This is a genomic window from Flavisolibacter ginsenosidimutans, from assembly GCF_007970805.1.
Lineage (GTDB): Bacteria > Bacteroidota > Bacteroidia > Chitinophagales > Chitinophagaceae > Flavisolibacter > Flavisolibacter ginsenosidimutans.
Window position 1 is genome coordinate 2128383 of the sequence record NZ_CP042433.1, and the last position, 21554, is coordinate 2149936.

Sequence of the window (21554 nt, forward strand, 5' to 3'; positions counted from 1 at the left end):
CTCCATTCTAAATTCTAAATTCTAAAACGTCATGCGTCACGGAGACAAAATCAACAACCTCGGTCGGAAGAAAGCCCACCGCGAAGCGTTGTTAAGCAACCTGGCTTGCGCCCTCATTCAGCACAAGCGCATTGTAACCACATTGGCCAAAGCAAAAGCACTGCGTGTGTACATTGAGCCGTTGATTACAAAGAGCAAAAAGAACGAAACACACCAACGCCGCGTAGTGTTCAGCTACCTGCAGGACAAAGCCGCTGTTACGGAATTGTTCAGCACTATCAGCGAAAAAATCGCCGGCCGTCCCGGTGGTTACACACGCATTATCAAACTGGGCACACGTCCTGGTGACAACGCTGAAACGGCACTGATTGAACTGGTTGATTTCAACGAGATTTACGGAAAAGGTAAAACAGAGAAGAAAGAAGGTGCAAAACGTACACGTCGTGCCGGTAGCCGCAAAAAAGCTACAGACACAACTGCCGCACCCGCTGCAGAAGCAACAGAAACTCCTGCCCCGGTTACAGAAAATACACCGGAAGCTTCGGAGGGCCAACCCAGCTAATGATTGCCGATTTCCATACAAAGCATCCCGCCAACAGCGGGATGCTTTTTTATATACGCGAACGTGGAAAATTTTAATCCTTCGTAACGACTGAATTAATTTCTTTGCATAACTTTTTAAACATCATGGAACAAAGACAAGCAATTTTGGTTTTGGAAGACGGTACAACTTGCTACGGGCAAGCGTTTGGCGCCATCGGTACCACCGGCGGTGAAATTTGCTTTAACACAGGCATGACCGGCTACCAAGAAGTTTTTACAGATCCAAGTTATTACGGCCAGGTGCTCATCATGAATAACGTGCACATCGGTAATTACGGCGTGAAGGATGCGGATACAGAAAGCGACAGCATAAAAATTAAAGGACTGATAGGACGAAACCTGGAAGAACTGTTCTCACGCCGCCAGGCGCAGGGTTCATTAGACGAATACCTGAAGAAGCAAAACATTGTTGCCATTGAAGGCGTGGACACGAGAGCTCTCGTAACGCATATCCGCAGCAAAGGCGCTATGAACTGCGTTATCTCTTCCGAGATTTTAGATGCAGAGGTGTTGAAAAATAAATTGAAGGATGTACCCGACATGGACGGTTTGGAATTGGCTTCTATTGTCAGCACAAACGTTCCGTATGAATTGGGCGATCCCTTATCCCCTATCAAAGTTGCCGTGCTTGATTACGGCACCAAGCGAAACATTTTAACCAGCATGGTGCAGCGCGGCGCACACGTAAAAGTGTTTCCGGCCAAAACTCCGGTGGCAGAATTAAAGGCTTTTAATCCCGCCGGCTACTTTATTTCAAACGGTCCCGGCGATCCTGCGTCTATGGATTATGCCGTAGCAACAATGAGAGAAATTTTGAAAGAAGAGAAACCAACTTTCGGCATTTGTTTGGGCCACCAGTTACTGGCGTTGGCCAACGACATCCCTACGTTTAAAATGCACCACGGGCACCGCGGCATGAACCACCCGGTGAAAAACTTAGTAACGGGCAAATGCGAAATCACTACGCAAAATCACGGCTTTGGCGTAGATCCTGAAGCAGTGAAAAAAGCGGAACACATTGAGATAACTCACGTAAACCTGAACGACAATTCCATTGAAGGAATCCGTGTAAAAGGAAAGCCGGCATTCTCGGTACAATACCATCCGGAAAGTACACCGGGACCGAACGACAGCCGCTATCTCTTCGACCAGTTCATCGGCATGATAAAAGAACACATCGCTTAAATTTACATCCCGTCTTCGACGGGATTTTTTTATGTTTCCCGAGCTGAGAACCAAACGCTTGCTTTTGCAACAAGTAAAACCCGGAGATCAGCAATTCATCTTTAAAGGGTTGGGTTCACGTATTTATGTCTTGCTGCCCGGTTAAAAATAATTCGTGTAATTCGTTTTAATTCGTGTAATGAAAATTGCCATCATCAACGGACCAAACCTGAATCTTCTGGGAAAAAGAGAAACGGATATTTACGGCAACAAGCCGTTTGAAAATTATTTTGACGAACTCAAAGCAAAATACCCGCAAGTTGATTTCACCTATTACCAAAGCAACGTGGAAGGCGAATTGATCAACGAAATTCAACGGATAGGTTTTGACTTTGACGGCATCATCTTCAATCCCGGTGGTTATACGCATACTTCTGTTGCCATCGGTGATGCGATAGCGGCCGTTAAAGCGCCAGTAATTGAAGTACACATTTCAAACGTTCACGCAAGGGAAGAATTTCGAAAGCTTTCCCACGTTTCAGGCAAATCGGTGGGGAGCATTTTTGGTTTGGGATTGAAAGGATACGAGTTGGCGCTGCAGTGGTTCTTAAACCACTGATGCCGTAATCTTGTCAATGTCCTTGCTCACACTGTAAATAAAATTCAGTTGCTCTTTCATCAACTCGTCGTCGGCAGAAACAGTAGCTTCCGTTAAAGGCAAGTCTCTTAATTTCGGCAACTCCTCTTCATCGCCAAACTTTTTAAAACTTTCCTCCAGCTTCGCGTAAGTCTTCTTTGCCACTTGTATTAACTCTGCCGAATGCACTCTTGGTTCTTTTGCCAGCAAAGCCGTTGCGATAGTTGCAATGTTTGAAAACAAAATGTGGTTGAGCACCACAAACTGGTGCATCTGCGACCGTGGCCCTTGCTTGCTTTTTGGTTCGGACAACATGCGCTGAAAAGCTGCGGAGAGATTGGCCGAATTCAGGTAAACTTCTCTTCGCGCCACTTTGTATTCCAGCACGCTGATCTTCTCGCCCAACAAGGCCTGAATGATCTTTTGCAGGTACAAGGCATTGGCTTTTACAATGCCCCGCATGTTTATTTTTAACTGTTGCGATTCCCAGGCCGGAAACAGCCAATAACTCATGGGAAAGGCAATTGCGCAGCCGATCACTGTATCAAGTAGGCGTTCGCCGGCCACTTGTTTAAATGCCGTTCCCAGAAAGGCAAAAAGAATGAGAACGTAAGGCGTGGTAAACATCACCATCACCAAATAATTAATGCGCATAAACGAATACGTACCAATCATGCACAAAACCATCAGGACGAACAGCGCCGTCTTATTTTCCACCAGCAGCAGCAAGGCAACGCCAATAATGCCGCCGCCTACCGTGCCCACGATGCGCTGGATGTTCCTTTCTTTGGTTAAGCTGAAGGCCGGCTTCAGCATGAAAGCAATGGTGAGCAAAATCCAATAACTGTGGGCGCCGTAATGAAAAATTTGGGTGATGAGATAACCAATCATACTTGCCAGACACACGCGGATGGCGTGACGAAATCCCGAAGATTCGAAGTTTAAATTGTTCCAAAAAATTTTCGGGTCAAGCGATTGGTGCGAGATGAAATGCGAGTGGTCAACGCCGCTGCGTTTGCGTTTTATGCCGGTTTCAAAATACTGTTCAATGTTGGACAAATCGGTGAGCAGGTTGCGAATGTTGACAACGATTTTTCGAAGCACCAATTTGCTGTCTCTGCCGTCAACCGTTATGGCGTCAATCTCCGTTTTTATGCGTTTGACTTCTTCGTCGTAATCAAATCCTTTTCTAAACGAAGCGTTGCTTTGAATGGCGACCCCCACGGCGTTTATCTCAACCACAATTTTTTTCAGGCTTTCGTGAATGATGTCCAGCGCACCGCTGTTGCCAAACAAATTCCGCAACGAACGGTAGTCGTAATAAGCCGCCGTGATGTCTTCAAACAAGTCAACGGTTTCAACGAACGTAAACACCAGTTTCCGCCCGTGGTTTGTTGACTCCTGCACAATTTGCCTCGTTTTAAAAAACAGTTCACGCACCAGGTCCTGCTTTTCGTTCACTACAATCTGCTGCGCCACCATGCGGTTGTAATTTTCTTCTAAATTGGAAGATGTATTATAAAAATCAGCTTTGATAGAAAGATAAGAAGCAATCTCGCGGATGCAATCGCCCAAGGCTCTTTGCCCGTTACGGTAGGGCCGCAGCCGGTAAAGAGCAAGGCTGAACAAGAGATAAAAAACCGCGCCGGCAAGAATGAGCAAAGCATGAGGCAGAACATTTTCCAATTCCATTTTTCTGTCCATGGTGAGGATCATAACGAGAATGCCCGTGTTGCCCACCGATGTTGCCCTTGCACCGTATACAACAAACATCGAAAAGAAAAAGGTAACCAACGTAATTTCTGCCCCAAGCAAATAAGGATTGGCATGAACAAGCCCTGTAAGAACCGCTACAAGAAAAGTAGCAGCCGCTGCCGCCATCAAGCCGTTGCGCTTGTGAATGATGGGCCCCGGCGAATCGGTAAGGCTTACCACCATAGCGCCCAGCGCTACGGTGAGGCCCACGTCAAAATAACCAAGGTAAGAGCCCAACAGCGCCGGCAGCAAAATGGCAAACGTGATCCTGATGCCGTCGGCAAAAGCCTGGGTGTAAAAAAAATGACGCACTTCGGTCACGTTCACGTTTGCACTGTTCAGCGGGTCTTTAAGATTCATCTGTTAATAAGCCTTGGATTGGTTTCTTTTTTCGCAACAATTACACCGCAAAAAGATGAGTAAAGTTAGCCGCTGCGTTAATGATGGTCAGCTTTAACAGGCGATATTTTCTTCTCTTTGCACCACTTATGAAAGTTCCCGTTAACTATCAAGCAGCAGAAGAGGCCCTTTCCATTATTCAGTCCGGTGACCGTGTGTTCATCCAAGGCAGTGCACAAACACCCACTTGTTTGTTGCGGGCACTGGCAAAACAAGCGAACCGCCTTAACGACGTTGAGCTGGTCTTCATCACCGTGTACGGTGATATTTATGTAGACAAGCCCGAATTCAGCAAAAGCTTCAAAGTAAACTCGCTCTTTGTTTCGGCTTCCATTCGCGAAGCGGTAAAAGAAGGCCGCGCCGACTACGTGCCGGTTTTCTTGAGCGAGATTCCCAATCTCTTCACGCAAGGAATTCTGCCCATTGATGTAGCATTGGTTCAGGTATCTCCACCGGACAATCATGGTTATTGTTCACTCGGCGTTTCGGTTGACGTGGCCCGCTCCGCAGTGAACACAGCCAAGTATGTCATTGCGCAAGTAAACCCAAACGTGCCCCGCACACACGGGGATGGACTCATTCACAGCAGCCGTTTTTACGCGATGGTGGAATGCAATGAACCTTTGTACGAAGCACACTTCGGAGAAAAAGTTGGTCCTGATGAATTGCGCATTGGCGAATACGTGGCCAGTTTGATTGAAGACCGCAGCACCTTGCAAATGGGCATTGGCTCCATTCCCGATGCCGTACTTAAATGTCTCACCAATCACAAAGATTTGGGCATGCACACCGAAATGTTCAGCGACGGTGTGGTTGATCTTTTTGAACGGGACATCATTAACAACAAATACAAAAAGATTCACCCAAACAAAGGCGTGAGCGGCTTTGCCCTCGGCACGCGGCGCATGTATGATTACGTGAACGACAACCCGGCCTTTCAGTTCCTCGATATTGATTACGTGAACGACCCGCACGTCATTCGGCGCAACAACAAAATGGTGGCCATCAACAGCGCCGTGGAGATTGACATTACTGGCCAGGTATGTTCCGATTCCATTGGCACTTACCAATATTCAGGTGTGGGCGGGCAAATGGATTTTATGCGCGGCGCGGCTCTTAGTGAAGGCGGTAAGCCAATCATTGCGCTTCCATCCCGCACGGCCAAAGGCGTTCCGCGTATTGTGCCATTTTTAAAGCACGGCGCCGGTGTGGTGACAACACGAGCACACGTGCATTACGTGGTTACGGAATACGGCATTGCTTATTTGTACGGAAAGAATTTGCGCCAGCGGGCAAAGGCTTTGATCAACATTTCGCATCCCGATGACCGGGAAACATTGGAGAAGGCTTGCTTTGAGCGGTTCAAAGTGTTTTAAGTAAGAGATAATTTTACGAAACAGAGCTTGATGAATATTCTACCGTTGGTTTAAAAAAGAAAAAGCCCAATCATAAAACTGATTGGGCTTTTTATATTGTCAAAGTAAAGCGCTTTGCTTGAGAGAGTATTACGGCATAATGATGCGTGACTTTGGTTCGATGTGCACCATCTCAATGTCGAAAATCAAATCCTGTCCGGCAAGCGGATGATTGGCGTCCAGCACCACCGAGTCTTCTTTTACTTCGGCTACAACCACTGGAAATTGTTGGCCTTGATCGTTGCTCAACATCAGTTGTTGTCCTACTTCCGGGTTCATATTCGGAGGAAACTGATCTTTTGGAAATTCAATCAGGTTGCCCGCTTCACGTTGGCCGTAAGCCTCATCGGCACCGATTTCAACGGTCTTTTTATCGCCTACCTGCATGCCTTTTACGCCTTCGTCAAAGCCTTTAATCATTTGGCCCGCGCCTATTTCAAATTCCAGCGGCTCACGGCCTTGTGAGGAATCAAATGTTTCGCCCGAGCGCAAGCGTCCGTGATAATGCACTTTCACTTTATCGCCGTTGTTTGCCTGTTGCATGTTGAAAGAAATTTTAGGGTTTAAAAAAAATACCGCTACTCAACTTCTTGCAAAACCAGGTGGGGAAGCAAAAGGAAAAGCGGGGCCTGCAAGTTACGAAGCTTTCGCTTTTGCTGACGGTAATTGCAGATATTTGGGACGAAACCAAACTTCACAACATGATCGCACGTTATCTTTTTGTATTCACAACAACGATTTGTTTGCAAGTGTCTTGCTTTGCACAGAAACCAAGAATAATGAAGAGCCCCTCACCGGTCAGCACAACCATTCTTCCGGCGGCTGACCAAACAGCGCTTTACCTGCCGCTGCTGAAAGGGAAAAAAGTTGCGCTGCTGGTGAACCATACATCGGTCGTTGGGAAAACGCATTTGATTGATACCTTGTTGAAATTGGGCATCAACATCAAAGTCATCTTTGGACCGGAACACGGCTTTCGCGGCGATGCGCCGGATGGCGCAAAAGTGGAAACAAGTTCTGACCCCAAGACGGGCATTCCGGTTGTCTCGCTTTACGGCAAAAAGAACAAACCAACGCCCGATGATTTGAAAGATGTGGACGTGATGGTGTACGATATTCAGGACGTAGGCACACGTTATTATACTTTCATTTCCTCGATGCAATATTTTATGGAAGCCGCGTTGGAAAACAACATTCCGCTCGTGATTTTAGACCGTCCCAATCCAAACGGATTTTATGTTGACGGGCCTGTGCTCGACCCGAAGTTTAAATCCTTTGTGGGCATGCAACCCGTGCCCGTTGTTTACGGCATGACCATTGGCGAATACGCCAACATGCTTTTAGGGGAAGGGTGGCTTGGCGAAGCGGCAAACAAAGCCTACGACGTACTAAAGCGGGCACGCTACGCAGCCGGCGCAAAGTATTTTCAGTTGCACGTGATACCCGTAAAAAATTACACACACAAAAGCAAGTACGTTCTACCCGTTGCGCCCTCTCCAAACATTCCTGAAATCCAGTCGGTTTACTGGTACGGCTCCACGTGTTTTTTTGAAGGAACATCCTTCAGCGAAGGCCGCGGCACGCCAAAGCCTTTTCAATACATTGGCCATCCGCTGATGCCGAAAAACATGTTTGCCTTTACGCCAAAAGCCACGGCCGGCGCACCGTCGCCCAAGCACAAAGGCGAAGTTTGTTACGGTTATGATTTGAGTGGCACACCCGAAGAAGTGCTGAAGAAAATAGACGGCAAAGTGCAGGTGAAATATTTGATTGACGCCTACAAACTCTTTCCGCAAAAGGACAGTTTTTTCAACAAAGGCATCAACCGCTTAGCCGGTTCTGATGAACTGGCGCAACAGGTTAAAGAAGGCAAAACAGAAGAAGAAATACGCAGGAGTTGGGAACCAAAATTGAGTGCCTTTAAAGCGATACGGAAAAAGTATTTGTTGTACGCGGACTTTGAGTAACGCCCCCTGTCCCCCTAAAGGGGAGACTTAGGAGTACGACACCTCTTAGAGATAAACCATTGTTTTCCTGGGAATAGATATTTTATGAAAAATTCGGATAAGAACAATTTTAAGAAGGCATCGGAAAGAATGTTTGCCGGTGCAGACAAACTGCTTTTTCAACAAGCCGCCGAATTGCGAAATCAGGCAACCCATGCCGAAGACGTGTTATGGGGTTATCTGCGAACGAAACCTTATGGCTTCAAATTTAGAAGACAGCATCCGTACGTAAACTACATTCTCGATTTTTACTGCCATGCACTTGAACTTGTGATCGAAGTAGATGGCTCTATTCACCAAAAAGAAGAGGCAAAGATGAATGACGCACAAAGACAACAACACTTGGAATCAGATGGCCTACACCTGATTCGCTTTACAAACGATGACGTTGAACACAGACTGGATTCTGTAATCAACACCATCGAAAATCATCTTCAATTAAATACAATGCCCGATGCCAAAAGACTACAAACACCTAAGTCTCCCCTTTAGGGGGACAGGGGGCATTCGCATTGTTTTCATGGGCACACCCGAATTTGCCGTAGCATCGCTGAATGCTTTGGTAAATGCGGGTTGCAACGTTATTGGCGTTATCACCGCTCCCGACAAGCCTGCAGGACGCGGCATGAAGTTGCAACAAAGCGCCGTTAAACAATACGCGGTTGAAAAAGGCCTGCGCATTTTACAGCCGGAGAAACTCAAGAACCAGGAGTTTTTAGAGGAGTTGAAATCACTGCAAGCCGACTTGCAAGTTGTGGTGGCTTTTCGCATGTTGCCCGAAGTTGTTTGGAACATGCCTCGCATGGGAACGGTAAACGTTCACGGTTCGTTGTTGCCGCAATACCGCGGCGCGGCGCCCATTAACTGGGCCATTATCAACGGCGAAGGCGAAACCGGCGTTACTACGTTTAAACTCAAACACGAAATAGATACCGGCGATATTTTGTTGCAGGAACGAATGCCGATTGGCGAAAATGAAACCGCCGGCGAACTGCACGACCGCATGAAAGAACTGGGCGCACAACTGTTGTTGAAAACCGTTCAGGGAATTGCAGAAGGCACACTGCATGAAACGCCGCAGTCATCCGTCATCTCTCACCTGCCATCCGGTGTAAAACACGCTCCCAAAATATTTACCGAAACCTGCCGCATTGATTGGAACAAGCCCTTGGAGGACGTACACAACTTAATCCGCGGCCTCTCTCCTTTTCCCGGCGCGTTTACAACATTAAACGGAAAGACGATGAAAATTTACCGCTGCGAAAAAGAAGCAGTACAGCCATCTATTACAACGGGAGAACTTGCAACCGACGGAAAAACGTTTTTGAAATTTGCTTGTGTTAATGGATATGTGTTAGTAAAAGAATTGCAATTGGAAGGGAAAAAGCGAATGGGTGTTGAAGAGTTTTTGCGGGGATTCCGTTTTTGAAATTTTGTATTTGTACCATCTGCAAAGAGGCGCGGCAATATCTATAAACGGTTTAAGCATTGCATTTGCCAAAAATTGTGCGGGTGAACTTGTAGCGTATTTTAGCGCAAATACAACTGTAGTGCGTCATTTTAGTGCACCACCCACCAAACAAATTAGACCAAAACCTCACTTTTTATGAGTAATGAAAACCTAGACTTTGACTTTGAACTTGATCTAATTTTTTCTGGACAAAAAAACCCTGTTGAAGCGTTTGGACAAATTGGTAAAATGTATGAGAAGTTGTTGTCTATAGACCAGCAAATTCTTTACAATATCTTACCCAGCGCAAAACTTGAGTATGAACTCATCGATTTAGAATATTCGTCCATAAAATCAAAAGTCAATCAGATTTTAAAATCTATCCCTGATGACGTATTAAAGGACATTTTAAATCCGGGAAAACTGTTTGGACACCTATTAGTTTACATAAAGCGGCGACTTATCAAAGCGACCGAGACAAATGAAGTTCAATCAGTAGACAGTTTGCAAAAGGTCACAACAGATATTAATAAGGAAATTAAAAAGCTGCATATAGACAACATCATTATTCTCGAGATTAACAACTACTTCGTATTAAATGCTATAAACGAATTAGGCATAGAAGGACGTAAGCTGAAGAAAGACGAATATTTTGAATACAAGTCAAAAGCAGGCAATGCACGCATTGGGAGAAATAGTTCGGTTAATATGGCTAAGCTACTTTATGAACTTGGCGGACAGACTGTGGAACAGCAAAGAATGGAAACATTAAAGGTTAAATCACTGGATTTATTGTCGGACAAAGCAAGTTGGAAACTTATAAGACAAGGAAAACAAATAGAAGTAAAAATAGTGCACAAAGAGTGGCTCGACGATTATCACAACCGAAAGATTATTATACAACCAAATGACTACTTAAAACTTGATTTGAAAATTACCTACACTACAAATTCGAACACACTAAAACCAGTTATAACTTATGAAGCACTAAATGTTTTTGAAGTTATACCACCGGACATAATAGAAGGTACTAATCAAAGTAACTTGTTCGAAGAATGAAAACGAATGCACAACAAATGTATTGCTGCCACTCTCTTAACAAAAACAGCCGGCTCCATGAACCGGCTGTTTTGCGAAAAAAAATTCTTTCTCAATAATTCACCCGCACAAAAAACTTATCCGTATCACCAATGCCCAGCGCCGTTGCGGCTGCATTCGAAATGCGTACGTTGTAACCCTGGTTTTGCCGAATGCCGGTCATCTTGTCCAGCACCTTTGCGTACACCGCGTGGTTGTTGTTCGGGTTCACCACGCGAATGATGGTGCCCGGTTCAACGCCGTCAATCAAGGCATAATACTTTGCGTCCTGCCAGCCGCTGGCGGTTTTAAAAATGCCGGCTGTTACCATGTCGTCTTTGTGCGCCGGTTGCGATTTTGTTTGCTCGTCAAAGGCCGCTTTAAAGTACCCGCCGTTGCCGTCATTTACAGCTGCGTTGGCTACCGCATTTGCAGGCTTGGGTTGCTCAGACTTCTTCTCAACAACCGGCTCTTTTACCACCGGTTTTTCTTCGGGCTTCTTCGCAATGTCTACTTTGGGCTCTTCTTTTTTCTCTTCCACTTTCGGCGCTTCGGTCTTTGGTTCCGGCGGATTGTTTTTTGCAACGGCATTGTTCGCCGCTGCATCGCTTCCTGCCAGGTAACCTACAATCAATTTTTGCCCGGCTGAAATGGCGTCGCTTTGCAGGTTGTTCCATTTGCGCAGGTTGGCCATCAGCACTTTGTTGTTGTTCACGCTTACGCGGTACAAACCTTCGTGCTCGCCCACCACGTAATATACCGGGCGGCCCGTCATTTTCTCCTGCGTAAAGTTGGAAGCGTTCAGCGGAATGTTTACCGTTTGGCCTACGTTCAAACCGCGTTCCATGTCAAGGTTGTTGTAGGCCGCAATGTCTTTGGGCGCCACGTTGAACAAACGTCCGAGGGAATAAAAATTTTCTTTGGGAGAAACGATATGCGAAACGTACAATCCCTTGTCGCCGCGGCGCACAATTGCGTCCTGCGCAAAAGCCCCGGCGCACAAGAGCAAAACAAAGGTCAGAAACAAAAATTTTTTCATGGTGGATAGAGTTTTTCAAAGTCAAATTCAGTAAAAGATCCGAACCGCTCTATATAGCATAACGTCTTTTTTTGAATTTTGGTGTTGTTCAAAAAATGGTTTCAAATATAGCCGCTTATTTTTCAAAAGCGGTGTTATTGTATTGCTTCAAAATACGGATTTCCTTGGGATAGTAATTGTTCACGCGGTTTTTCAGTGCGTTCATCCAACTGAGATTGTGGCCTTTGTAGCGAACCACTTGCCAGCCCGTTGTTTCCGGTGAAACGGAAAGTTCCTGCCGTTGCAAATACTTGATGGCTTCGTCGTACGGCAATTCAGTAGCAGGCACCGATGCCTTTATAACGGTGCTTTGCGCCAAGGCATGATGCGGCACCAATTTCTCTTTCATCACCTCGCCTATTTGCACACCGGCGTATTGGAGATTTAAAGACGATTGAAGAATCAAAAAATCGGGCAAATGTTTTTGCGGAAGGGCAAAAATGGAATCGCGAAAGCGAATGAATTCAAGACCTTCTTCAACAGCCCATTCGCTCAGAATTTTTTTCTCTTTTGCCGAAATCATTTCCGGTTTTGCGGGGCGCAATTTACCGCTGCTTTCGCTTTGCCGCTTCCAAAAGCAGGAAAGAAAAAAACCTTCGCCCTTTATTTTATTTGGATAAAAACGATAACCGGCGGCGCTGCTCTGCGGTGATTTTGTTTCAACGATTCCTTCAAAATTGTTTGTTTGCAACGGCGCATTTTCCATTCCCATTTCCCGCACCAGCCAGTCGGCGATGGCTTCGTCTTCTTCCTGAGAATAAGAGCAAGTGGAATAAACCAACAAACCTCCTTCTTTCAAGGCCGGAAGCGCATCGGCCAGAATGCGTTGCTGCCGCTGGCTGCACAACTGCACGTTGTTCAAACTCCATTCACCGATAGCGTCTTCGTCTTTGCGAAACAGGCCGCTGCCGCTGCACGGTGCATCCACCACCATGACGTCGAAATAATTTGAAAGCTTTTGAAAAGCCTTCGGGTCGTTGTTGGTGACAAAAACGTTGTTGCATCCCCATTTGATGATGTTGTCGGTCAGTACAAGACTTCGTTGCTTAATCACTTCGTTGCTCACCAACAAACTTTCGCTGGAGATGAGTGATTGAATGTGCGTTGACTTACCACCCGGCGCGGCGCACAAATCCAACACCTTTAAGGATTGTGAAAGATTAAGCAATTGTTTCAACGCCTGTTCCAAAAACATGCTCGACGCTTCCTGCACGTAATAACAACCCGCATGAAAAAGCGGGTCGAAGGTGAACGAAGGACGTTGTGAAAGATAATAGCCGTTGCCGCACCAGGGGATAGGAGAGAAATTGGCAAATGGCAACAAGCAATCGGCAAAGGCAGCTTCGCTTTTTGCCAATTGTCCATTGCTTGTTGCCTGTTGCTTTTTTGCGGGATTAATGCGAATGGAAGTTATTTCATTGCCCCTTTCGTGTACGGCAATGAAAGCCTCTTTCTCAAAACCGGCAACACCTTCTAACGAAACCAATAATTCTTTCGGCAACATCATAGAAAGTCAAAAGTAAAAAGTCAAAATTTAAAACGGCTTCATTAAGATAAACCGGCTTTTAAATTCTGACTTTTTACTTACAACTTAAAACCCAAGGCTTATAACTTCTCTCCTCTTAATTCGCTCTTCGCAATTGGCTGTTGATTTGATTCACCACGGCGTTGTAATTCTGCAGCGCCTTTGTTACCGCATCAATACCGTCTTGCGCTTCGGCGTAAGCGCCTTGCTCAATGCCTTCGCGGATGTAGGGCAAGGTCTTCACGCCATAGCCGGTATAAAAGCCCGGCGCATACACCAAATGCTTGTACCAGGGACGGCGCGGCAAACCTTTCTCCGAGGTCAGCTTTTCTTCGGCCTTGTACAATTCTTCGTTCAGAATTTTTTGTTGCTGCACAGAATAATTCAACGCCGTGGGATAGAGCTTCGAGAAACTGTCGGCACTTTCCTTTAACTGTTGCAAAGCATTTTCCAGCGGACTGAAATTCAGGAACGGCACCGAAGTTTCTTTCGCTTTTTCCACGTAGGTTTTCTTCGGATCAACGGCCAGCGCAAACAAGCCCTCTTTCACCATTTTTTTCTGCATTTCTTCGTCTGTACGTTTGGTCTCCAAAAGCGTTTTTACTTCGGCGGTGTAATCGGAAACCGTTTTGTAAAAAGCCGAAAAATCAAAAGGCAAAACATCGGCATTGGCCAGACGCATGACCACGCGGCCGGCGGTTTTTGACAAGGCGATACCGTACGCAAAACCCGGATCGCCAAAACGGGTGTAATGATCGTAATTGTCGTAAATGGAATGGTACACACCGGCTTCGCTCTCGCCGCCGAAGCCAAGGTTCATGGACGGAATGCCCAGGTGCTGAAGAAACGGTGAATAATCAGATCCCGCACCCAAAGCGCCAAGCTTCATGTATTTGTTGCCGTACATTTTTTGGCGTGTTGCTTTATCCGCTTTCACCATCATGTCCGCGTACTTTCTTTCTTTAAGCGATACGCCGGTTTCAGGGTCTTTTACGTCATCAAGAATTTGGTTGAAGAAAGGTTCCAGCGTGTGTGAACCTGAAGCACCAATAAAACCACGGCCATTCCCGTCTGAATTAATATAGGCCACAACTTTGTTTTGCAATTCCTGCTGATGATCTTCGGCCCATTCTGTTGAACCCAACAAGGCTGGCTCTTCGCCATCCCATGCACAATAAACCAGGGTACGTTTTGGACGAAAACCTTTCTTGTACAATTCGCCAATGGCTCTTGCCTCTTCCATTTCCGCCACCATGCCGCTGATGGGATCTTCAGCGCCATTCACCCAGCCGTCGTGATGGTTGCCGCGCATGATCCATTCATCCGGAAATTCGCTACCCGGCAGTTTTGCAATTACGTCGTTCACCGGTTTTAAATCCCAGTTGAATTGCAGCTTTAAATGAACCTTGTTCTTGCTTGGACCAACGTGATACGTGATGGGCAAGCCGCCGCGCCACGCAGCCGGAACAACTGCTCCGTCGAGTGATTGCAACAAAGGCAAAGCATCTTCGTAAGAAATAGGAAGAACAGGGATTTTCATGATGGTTTTGGCTTCGCTTCTGTCAAGTCGTTTTGCCGATGCCGTTGCGCCAACGTTTGGCGTCAGCGGATCGCCGGGATAAACCGGCATGTCCATCACCGAGCCGCGTTGCACGCCTTCTTTCGGACGAAAAGCACCTTTGGGATATACGTCGCCCGGAGCGTAACCGTCATCAGCCGGATCGCTGTAAATAAGACATCCAACAGCGCCGTGCTCGTAGGCCACTTTTGGTTTTATGCCGCGCCACGAACCGCCGTAGCGGGCAATCACAATTTTACCTTTCACGTCAACGCCCATCTTTTCCAATTCTTCGTAATCGGCAGGCACGCCACGGTTCACAAAAACAAGTTCAGCGGTTACGTCGCCATCGGCCGAATAAGCATTGTAGGAAGGAAGTTGTTCGGACCGTTGCGTGGTGTAGTTGTCACCGGGAACAACCGGCTCTTCGAGTTTTGCTTTGAAAGGTTTGTCGCCCAAAAGTTCCAGCAGCCTTGTTTTTGGCGTGGGAAACAAAACGGAGTACGTGTTGATTTCCGTTTGATAACCCCAGCTTTTAAAAAGGTTGGCAAGGTAATCGGCGTTGAGTTTGTCTTGTGGTGAACCCACGTGGTGCGGATGCGAGGTGAGGTATTTCATCCAGGTATCAAGATTGGATGCGTTCAGTTGTGCGTCAAAGGTTTTTTCCCAGTCGCTTTGCTTGGCCGCGTTCGCATCGGCAAAGCCCATGAGCTTTTTTTGCGAAAACGAAAAGAGGGAAACCGCCAGGAGAAAAGAGGAAAAAAGAAGTTTCTTCATGTGCAGAATTTATCCGCTCAATTTAAAACATGTTGCAGAAAAAGCAGCGGGATTTTGTAGCCAGCTTTGGGTTTTCATGGCGCCGCCTGTTGCGTCGCACACTTCGGGGTTCCAGAACGTTGTTCGACATTTTTTCACGCGGCGACGCAAAGGAGCGATGACGCCGCATAAAAAGTGCTTTGCCAAACAGCGAACAAAACACACACCTGCCTTTCTTCTCCCGGGTATTTCTTTTCGTTCGTTGAACCGGCCGTTTACAACCTACCCGGTCGTGCAATGGCTATGCTCAAACCCGTTTCAGCCCTATCTTTGCGCCTTCCAAAAAGGAGAAAACACACATGAGTCTTTTTGAAACACAAAGCAAAGAATTTCAACACCGTCATATTGGACCAAACGAAGCGGAAACGACAGAAATGCTGAAGGCCATCGGCGTTGCCAGTTTACAGGAATTGATTGACCGCACCGTGCCGCCGGCCATCCGCATGAACGAAGAGCTGAACCTTCCGCAGGCCATGAGCGAAGCTGAATACCTGCAACACATAAAAGAGATCTCACTTAAAAACAAGGTCTTCAAAAATTACATCGGCCAGGGCTATTATGATACCATAACGCCGAGTGTTATTCTGCGCAACGTGTTTGAAAATCCAGCATGGTACACGCAATACACGCCTTACCAGGCAGAGATTTCGCAGGGCCGTTTGGAAAGCCTGCTGAACTTTCAAACCGTGGTTAGTGATTTAACGGCTTTGCCGCTTGCCAATGCTTCCTTGCTAGACGAAGCAACGGCCGCTGCCGAAGCAATGACCATGTTCTTTAACCTGCTCAACAAAGACCAGCACCACGTTACCCGTCCAAAGTTTTTCGTGGACAAAGATGTTTTTCCGCAAACAAAAGACGTGGTGGTAACCAGGGCAATCCCTGTGGGCATTGAAGTAATTTACGGCGATTACGGCTCGGTGCAGCTTGATGAAACTTATTTTGGCGCCCTTGTTCAATACCCCAACGACAAAGGCTCGGTAGAAGATTACCGCGACTTTATTAACAAGGTTCATTCCGTTGGCGCTTACGTGGCTATGGCAACGGATCTGTTGGCGCTTACCTTATTAACGCCGCCCGGTGAGCTGGGTGCTGATGTTGCGTTAGGTTCTGCACAACGCTTTGGCGTAGCCTTGGGTTACGGCGGTCCGCACGCCGCTTTCTTTTCCTGCAAAGATGAATTCAAGCGCAGCATTCCCGGACGCATCATTGGTGTGAGTGTGGACGCACAAGGCAATCGTGCCCTGCGCATGGCTTTACAAACAAGAGAGCAACACATCAAACGCGAAAAAGCAACCTCGAACATTTGCACCGCACAGGCTTTGCTGGCAAACATGGCCGCGATGTATGCCGTCTTTCACGGCCCTGATGGTTTGCAAAACATTGCGAAGAGAGTGGCGCTGTTAACGCAAACGCTTGCCAACGCGTTGGAAGAAAGAGGCTATGATTTGTTGCACGAATATTTCTTTGATACGGTTGTTGTAAAGGTGAACGACGCAACGCCTTTCCGCCAAAAAGCCGAACGGCAGTTCCTCAACTTCCGCTATTACGACAATCAGCACATCGGCATTTCACTGGATGAAACCACAACGCCTTCCGATCTTTTCGACATCATTAATTCGTTCGTGAACGATGTTGATCCGGTTGCGTACGAACTGCAACACGAGGACACGCTTGACATTATTCCAACGTCGCTAACGAGGACCTCTGAGTTCTTGACGCATCCTGTTTTCAACACGCACCACAGCGAAACACAGATGATGCGCTACATCACGCAATTGCAGAACAAAGACATTTCGCTGGTGCACAGCATGATTCCCCTGGGCAGTTGCACCATGAAACTAAATGCGGCTTCGGAAATGATTCCGTTGAGCTGGATGCACTGGAGCAAGATGCATCCCTTTGCTCCCACGGCTCAAACAGAAGGCTATGCTTTTATTGTAAAAGAATTGAGCAAATATCTCTGTGAGATTACAAAGTTTGATGCCTGCAGCTTGCAACCCAACAGCGGTGCGCAAGGCGAATACGCCGGTTTGCTCACGATTAAAGCTTACCACGAAAGCCGCGGCGAAGGCCACCGCAACGTGATGCTGATTCCTATTTCGGCACACGGCACCAACCCGGCATCGGCCGTTATGTGCGGGATGCACGTAGTAGTAGTGAAAGCCCTGGAGAACGGTTACATTGATGTAGAAGATTTGAAAGCAAAGGCCGAACAAAACGCGGCGAATCTTGCCGGCATCATGATCACGTATCCGTCAACCTATGGCGTGTACGAAGAGACGGTGAAAGAAATTACCGAGATCGTTCACAGCCACGGCGGGCAAGTGTATATGGACGGCGCAAACATGAACGCACAAGTGGGCTTAACCGCACCGGGTTTGATTGGCGCAGATGTTTGCCATTTAAACCTGCACAAAACATTTGCCATCCCACACGGTGGTGGCGGCCCCGGCATGGGCCCAATTTGCGTAAAAACGCATTTAGCGCCGCACTTGCCGGGACACGTTGAATTAAGCAATCAGCAATCAGCAATCAGTAGTCAGCAAAACAGAAATGCTGTAAGTGCCGCGCCATACGGTTCCGCATCTATTCTTCTTATCTCTTATGCTTATATACGCATGTTAGGCGCTGATGGCGTTCGCAAAGCAACGGAGTACGCCATTCTGAATGCGAACTACATGCTGGCCCGGTTGAAAGACCAGTTTGATATTTTGTACACCAATCATCACGGCGCTTGTGCACACGAGTTTATCGTTGATCTGCGGCCCTTTAAAAAGTCAGCCGAAGTGGAAGCGGAAGACGTTGCAAAACGTTTGATGGATTACGGCTTTCACGCACCTACGTTGAGTTTTCCGGTTGGGGGCACTATCATGATTGAGCCAACCGAAAGCGAAGACAAGGACGAATTAGACCGCTTCTGCAATGCTTTGTTGAGCATAAGAAGAGAGATTGCATTGATTGAGGAAGGACAAATAGACAAGAAAGACAACCCGCTAAAAAATGCGCCGCATACAATGTTTATGGTGTGCAGCGACGAATGGAAAAAGCCTTACAGCCGCGAGTTGGCGGCCTTCCCGTTACCGTATGTGAAGACGGCCAAATTCTGGCCAAGCGTGGCAAGGGTTAACAACACCTACGGCGACAGGAACCTTGTTTGTGTTTGTTTGCCCACCGAGATGTACGCGGAAGCATAAGGAAGTTAATAAGTTAATGGGTTAATACGTTAACAAGGAGGCTCACCCTACTTAGTAACTTGGTAACCCATTAACTTTCTCCTCAACTCATCGCCGGCCTTTCCAGGCCAATGGCTTCCTTAAAATTTCGTTTTAAATCTTTCCCTGTTTGCTTTAACTGGCCCGAAGGCTTGTCCTTTTGTTGTGTGTAAAGAATTAAACCGGCTATCGCGGCGCCCACCACAGTGGCAGCAATCAGTATACTTTTCATAACGATTGTTTACGGCAGGAACGCAATCGGCGTACCACAGGGCTTAAGAAAAAGAAATGATCTCCAATTCCCGCTGAATATTTTCTTTGGCTGCGTTTTCAAACCGCTGGTGAAAATAATCGGTCTTGAACAGCCGCTCCGTCTGGAGGAAATTTTTCAACACATGCGTGCGGCCAGCATAGAAAATATTGTCGGGATAAACTTCGTATTCTTTGCGGATGTTGTTCATGTATTCCTTGTATACCTCCCAAGGCTGACCAAGAATAAGCAAGTCGGCATCCATAATAAAATTTGTATCGCCGTCGCTTGATTGCTTGTGGTGTTTCGTTGCAAGAATGTGTTGCCTGCAACGGTCAATTTTAGCCGGCACAAAACCAATTTCTTTCAGCAGGTTTCCGGCTTCGTCGGCACTCAGGTCTTCGTTGTCGTTCTCGTTTACATACCGCACCACGTCGTAAATAAAATCGTGATAAAAAACGGCAAAGACGATCGTATCCCAATCATCAATCTGTGCTTTCACTGCGTGCAACGAAGAAAGCATTTGTTCGATGTGCGACAGGTTGTGAAAGTAGCGTTGCTTGTCGGTGTACGCCGTTTCTATTTCGCTCCATCGTTGTGCTGCGGCTTGCCGGTCATTGGTGTAGTTTGTCAGTAGAGAAAGGAATTCTTCTTTTAGCATAAGCAGTTGTTTTCATGAAGGCAGTACATCAAGGGCTTCAATCTGCTTTTTGTAAGCAGACGGCAGAAGTAGCCACTTTATTACAGCGTCGAGATTTAAGCGGCGGCTTAATTTATAAACCGGAACAAGCGGGTAAAGTAGAGAAATTTTTCTGAATTGCAACAACGCCGAAACGCGTTTTGGAACAACCAAAACCTGCGCTTCGCGTAAGGCTTTGTAACGAAGCCGGCCCAAATGCTTTTTGTACTGTTGAAACAAATCGTCCGTAAACCGGCTTCTTGCCAGATCGCTTTGCATGTGCGCTTCGCGTACGGGAAGCCACGCTTTATAGGTGTCCGGTAAATCCGGAACGTTCATGCGGCGGCCGATACGCAAAAACACTTCGTACAAATCTTCTTTTTCGTCAGCGCTTAATTTTCGCTCGAGCAGTTCGTACGCGGCGATGGAATAATGAATGAGCATGAACAACACGTCGCGGTAAGCCCAGTCGGGAATTTTTGCGCCACGGGCTTTTTCAACGCCGCCGTGAATGAATGTGATTTTGTCAATCGTTGCCTCGGCTTCTTCTTTTGATGCAAATACAATATGCCTCGCGTATTCAACAGTAGAGAATAAACGACCGATTGGATCGTTCGGAATGCGGCCGGTAAAATAAAGCCAGTCAACCGCCTTGTTGAGCGCAAACTCCGCCGCCGCGCCGGCAAAGATGAAAAGAATGGTATCACTCTTGCCCCAAATTTTTCGAACGATGGATTGCGGATGAACGTAGGCTGTCATGCGTTGGGTTATGTTGCAACTTACATAAACTGCTTTTGCGGAAAGGTCAACGATGTCTTAAGATTCGTTGGTCGTTGTTCGTTGATGGTTGACCACACTTCCTTCGAACAACGATCAACGAACAACGATCAACCAGGTTAAAACCGTGGACACAGCACCGCATTGGCCGCAGAATTTTCTCTATCCAAGAAACCAACGTACGTCAAAGACATCTCGTATCCGCCTCTTCCGTAACTGGTGGTGGAAAGTTTCGAAACGTTTACGTCATAGCTCATCGAAAGCTGAAAGGGACGGTAATGCAACTGGAAAACCGGAATGAGCGCATCGCCCCAGCGCATGAAGCCGCCGGCGCCGACGGTAAAATCAGGGTCGTCGGTATAAGGGCCAATTTTCTGCGAGTAAACAATGCCCGAAAGTTTTTCGCTGTACGAACCCTGTTGCACGTAATCGTTGTGAACGGTGAGGTAGGCGCTTTCGTTCAACCCGAATTTTACGTCGCCGCTGAAAACCCATTTTGGATTTACACTTACCGCAGCGTTATCGTAAAAAGAATTTTTTGGCTTGATAAAATGATGCAGGGCCGCACCGAGTACAAGGTTGTTATCCGGGTTATCGCCCAACTGCGTATTAAAGCTAAGACCCGCACTGCCGTCCCAATAACCGTACTGCGGAATCAGTCCATCTTCGCCGTCGCTACCGTTGTTGTAGGTTGTGTTGGTTGTGATCTTGCTGCGGTCTATTCTTCTTTGCACATAGCCGCCCATAAAACCGATGGAGAGGTAAGTGCTTTTTATATCGCTCAGCGATTTGTGATAGTTAATGGCCGGAAGCAATTGCGTTGTGGTAAGATTTGTTGTGCCGGCTTTGTCGTAAAAAACTTGCATCGCCAGCGTAAGGTAATCGTCGCCTTTTACCGGCAGTTTGTATTCTGCGTTGAGCGAGGTGGTTTTGTACGCATTGGTGATGCTGTTCCACTGCGAACGAAACAACGTTTGAATGCGGTAGTCGCCGTGCACAATGCCCGCCAGTGCGGGGTTGCGGTAAAGCGGCGCTTCGAAGAATTGGGAGAAATGAACGTCTTGCGAAAAGCTACAAGCCGTTAGTTGCAAGCCGCAGACAAGTGTAAAAAGTTTGCGATAAATGTTTTTCATAAGTTGGATGTTTTATCGTG

Annotated in this window: 19 protein-coding genes; 10 read left to right on the forward strand and 9 right to left on the reverse strand. The window is 46.9% G+C overall.

What is annotated here, in order from left to right:
• Positions 1-31: 31 nt before the first annotated feature.
• From rplQ to aroQ, 3 genes are all read left to right on the forward strand, one after another.
• Positions 32-562: a 50S ribosomal protein L17 gene (rplQ, locus tag FSB75_RS08720; RefSeq protein WP_146785726.1), complete on the forward strand. Its 531-nt coding sequence runs from the start codon at positions 32-34 to the stop codon at positions 560-562.
• A gap of 125 nt (positions 563-687) precedes the next feature.
• Positions 688-1788: a glutamine-hydrolyzing carbamoyl-phosphate synthase small subunit gene (gene carA, locus FSB75_RS08725; protein WP_146785729.1), complete on the forward strand. Its 1101-nt coding sequence runs from the start codon at positions 688-690 to the stop codon at positions 1786-1788.
• 178 nt (positions 1789-1966) lie between these two features.
• Entirely contained in the window at positions 1967-2386 is a 420-nt protein-coding gene (aroQ, locus tag FSB75_RS08730) for a type II 3-dehydroquinate dehydratase (RefSeq protein ID WP_146785732.1), read from the forward strand.
• On the opposite strand, the gene FSB75_RS08735 is transcribed toward aroQ, so the two are convergent.
• Positions 2375-4519, reverse strand: coding sequence for an FUSC family membrane protein (locus FSB75_RS08735; protein WP_146785735.1), 2145 nt, complete (start codon positions 4517-4519; stop codon positions 2375-2377). The two genes, aroQ and FSB75_RS08735, sit on opposite strands and share 12 nt — an antisense overlap.
• Positions 4520-4647: 128 nt before the next feature.
• On the opposite strand from FSB75_RS08735, the gene FSB75_RS08740 reads away from it, so the two are divergent.
• Positions 4648-5934: an acetyl-CoA hydrolase/transferase family protein gene (locus FSB75_RS08740; RefSeq protein WP_146785739.1), complete on the forward strand. Its 1287-nt coding sequence runs from the start codon at positions 4648-4650 to the stop codon at positions 5932-5934.
• A 129-nt stretch (positions 5935-6063) separates the two neighbouring features.
• Here FSB75_RS08740 and FSB75_RS08745 read toward each other — a convergent pair whose 3' ends face one another.
• Entirely contained in the window at positions 6064-6516 is a 453-nt protein-coding gene (locus FSB75_RS08745; RefSeq protein ID WP_146785742.1) for an FKBP-type peptidyl-prolyl cis-trans isomerase, read from the reverse strand.
• On the opposite strand from FSB75_RS08745, the gene FSB75_RS22025 reads away from it, so the two are divergent.
• The 5 genes from FSB75_RS22025 (at position 6515) to FSB75_RS08765 (ending at position 10488) form a co-directional block, all read left to right on the forward strand.
• Positions 6515-6799, forward strand: coding sequence for a hypothetical protein (locus tag FSB75_RS22025; RefSeq protein WP_227990858.1), 285 nt, complete (start codon positions 6515-6517; stop codon positions 6797-6799). The two genes, FSB75_RS08745 and FSB75_RS22025, sit on opposite strands and share 2 nt — an antisense overlap.
• On the forward strand, positions 6753-7940 hold the full coding sequence (locus tag FSB75_RS08750; RefSeq protein ID WP_227990860.1) for an exo-beta-N-acetylmuramidase NamZ family protein: 1188 nt from the start codon (positions 6753-6755) through the stop codon (positions 7938-7940). Before FSB75_RS22025 ends, FSB75_RS08750 begins: the two co-directional genes overlap by 47 nt.
• Positions 7941-8024: 84 nt before the next feature.
• Positions 8025-8471 carry an endonuclease domain-containing protein gene (locus FSB75_RS08755; RefSeq protein WP_227990862.1) on the forward strand — a complete coding sequence of 149 codons (447 nt, stop codon included), beginning with the start codon at positions 8025-8027 and terminating at the stop codon, positions 8469-8471.
• On the forward strand, positions 8434-9408 hold the full coding sequence (gene fmt, locus FSB75_RS08760) for a methionyl-tRNA formyltransferase (protein WP_227990863.1): 975 nt from the start codon (positions 8434-8436) through the stop codon (positions 9406-9408). Before FSB75_RS08755 ends, fmt begins: the two co-directional genes overlap by 38 nt.
• 177 nt (positions 9409-9585) lie before the next feature.
• Entirely contained in the window at positions 9586-10488 is a 903-nt protein-coding gene (locus FSB75_RS08765) for a hypothetical protein (RefSeq protein ID WP_146785748.1), read from the forward strand.
• Positions 10489-10579: 91 nt separating this feature from the next.
• On the opposite strand, the gene FSB75_RS08770 is transcribed toward FSB75_RS08765, so the two are convergent.
• From FSB75_RS08770 to FSB75_RS08780, 3 genes are all read right to left on the reverse strand, one after another.
• Positions 10580-11545, reverse strand: a complete 966-nt coding sequence (locus FSB75_RS08770; protein WP_146785751.1) for a LysM peptidoglycan-binding domain-containing protein — start codon at positions 11543-11545, stop codon at positions 10580-10582.
• 115 nt (positions 11546-11660) lie between these two features.
• Positions 11661-13091 carry a methyltransferase RsmF C-terminal domain-like protein gene (locus FSB75_RS08775; RefSeq protein WP_146785754.1) on the reverse strand — a complete coding sequence of 477 codons (1431 nt, stop codon included), beginning with the start codon at positions 13089-13091 and terminating at the stop codon, positions 11661-11663.
• A 115-nt stretch (positions 13092-13206) separates the two neighbouring features.
• Complete coding sequence (locus FSB75_RS08780) at positions 13207-15444, reverse strand: transferrin receptor-like dimerization domain-containing protein (RefSeq protein ID WP_146785759.1); 2238 nt, start codon at positions 15442-15444, stop codon at positions 13207-13209.
• Positions 15445-15782: 338 nt separating this feature from the next.
• Between FSB75_RS08780 and gcvP the strand changes: the two genes are divergently transcribed.
• Positions 15783-18677, forward strand: coding sequence for an aminomethyl-transferring glycine dehydrogenase (gcvP, locus tag FSB75_RS08785; RefSeq protein ID WP_146785762.1), 2895 nt, complete (start codon positions 15783-15785; stop codon positions 18675-18677).
• Positions 18678-18759: 82 nt separating this feature from the next.
• Here the strand turns inward: gcvP and FSB75_RS21805 are convergent, their stop codons facing one another.
• The 4 genes from FSB75_RS21805 to FSB75_RS08800 form a co-directional block, all read right to left on the reverse strand.
• Positions 18760-18927, reverse strand: coding sequence for a hypothetical protein (locus FSB75_RS21805; RefSeq protein ID WP_172623102.1), 168 nt, complete (start codon positions 18925-18927; stop codon positions 18760-18762).
• Positions 18928-18970: 43 nt separating this feature from the next.
• Positions 18971-19606, reverse strand: coding sequence for an HD domain-containing protein (locus FSB75_RS08790; RefSeq protein WP_146785765.1), 636 nt, complete (start codon positions 19604-19606; stop codon positions 18971-18973).
• Positions 19607-19618: 12 nt separating this feature from the next.
• Positions 19619-20383: an oxygenase MpaB family protein gene (locus FSB75_RS08795; RefSeq protein ID WP_146785768.1), complete on the reverse strand. Its 765-nt coding sequence runs from the start codon at positions 20381-20383 to the stop codon at positions 19619-19621.
• Between the two features lie 137 nt (positions 20384-20520).
• On the reverse strand, positions 20521-21534 hold the full coding sequence (locus tag FSB75_RS08800) for a PorP/SprF family type IX secretion system membrane protein (RefSeq protein WP_146785771.1): 1014 nt from the start codon (positions 21532-21534) through the stop codon (positions 20521-20523).
• Positions 21535-21554 lie beyond the last annotated feature (20 nt).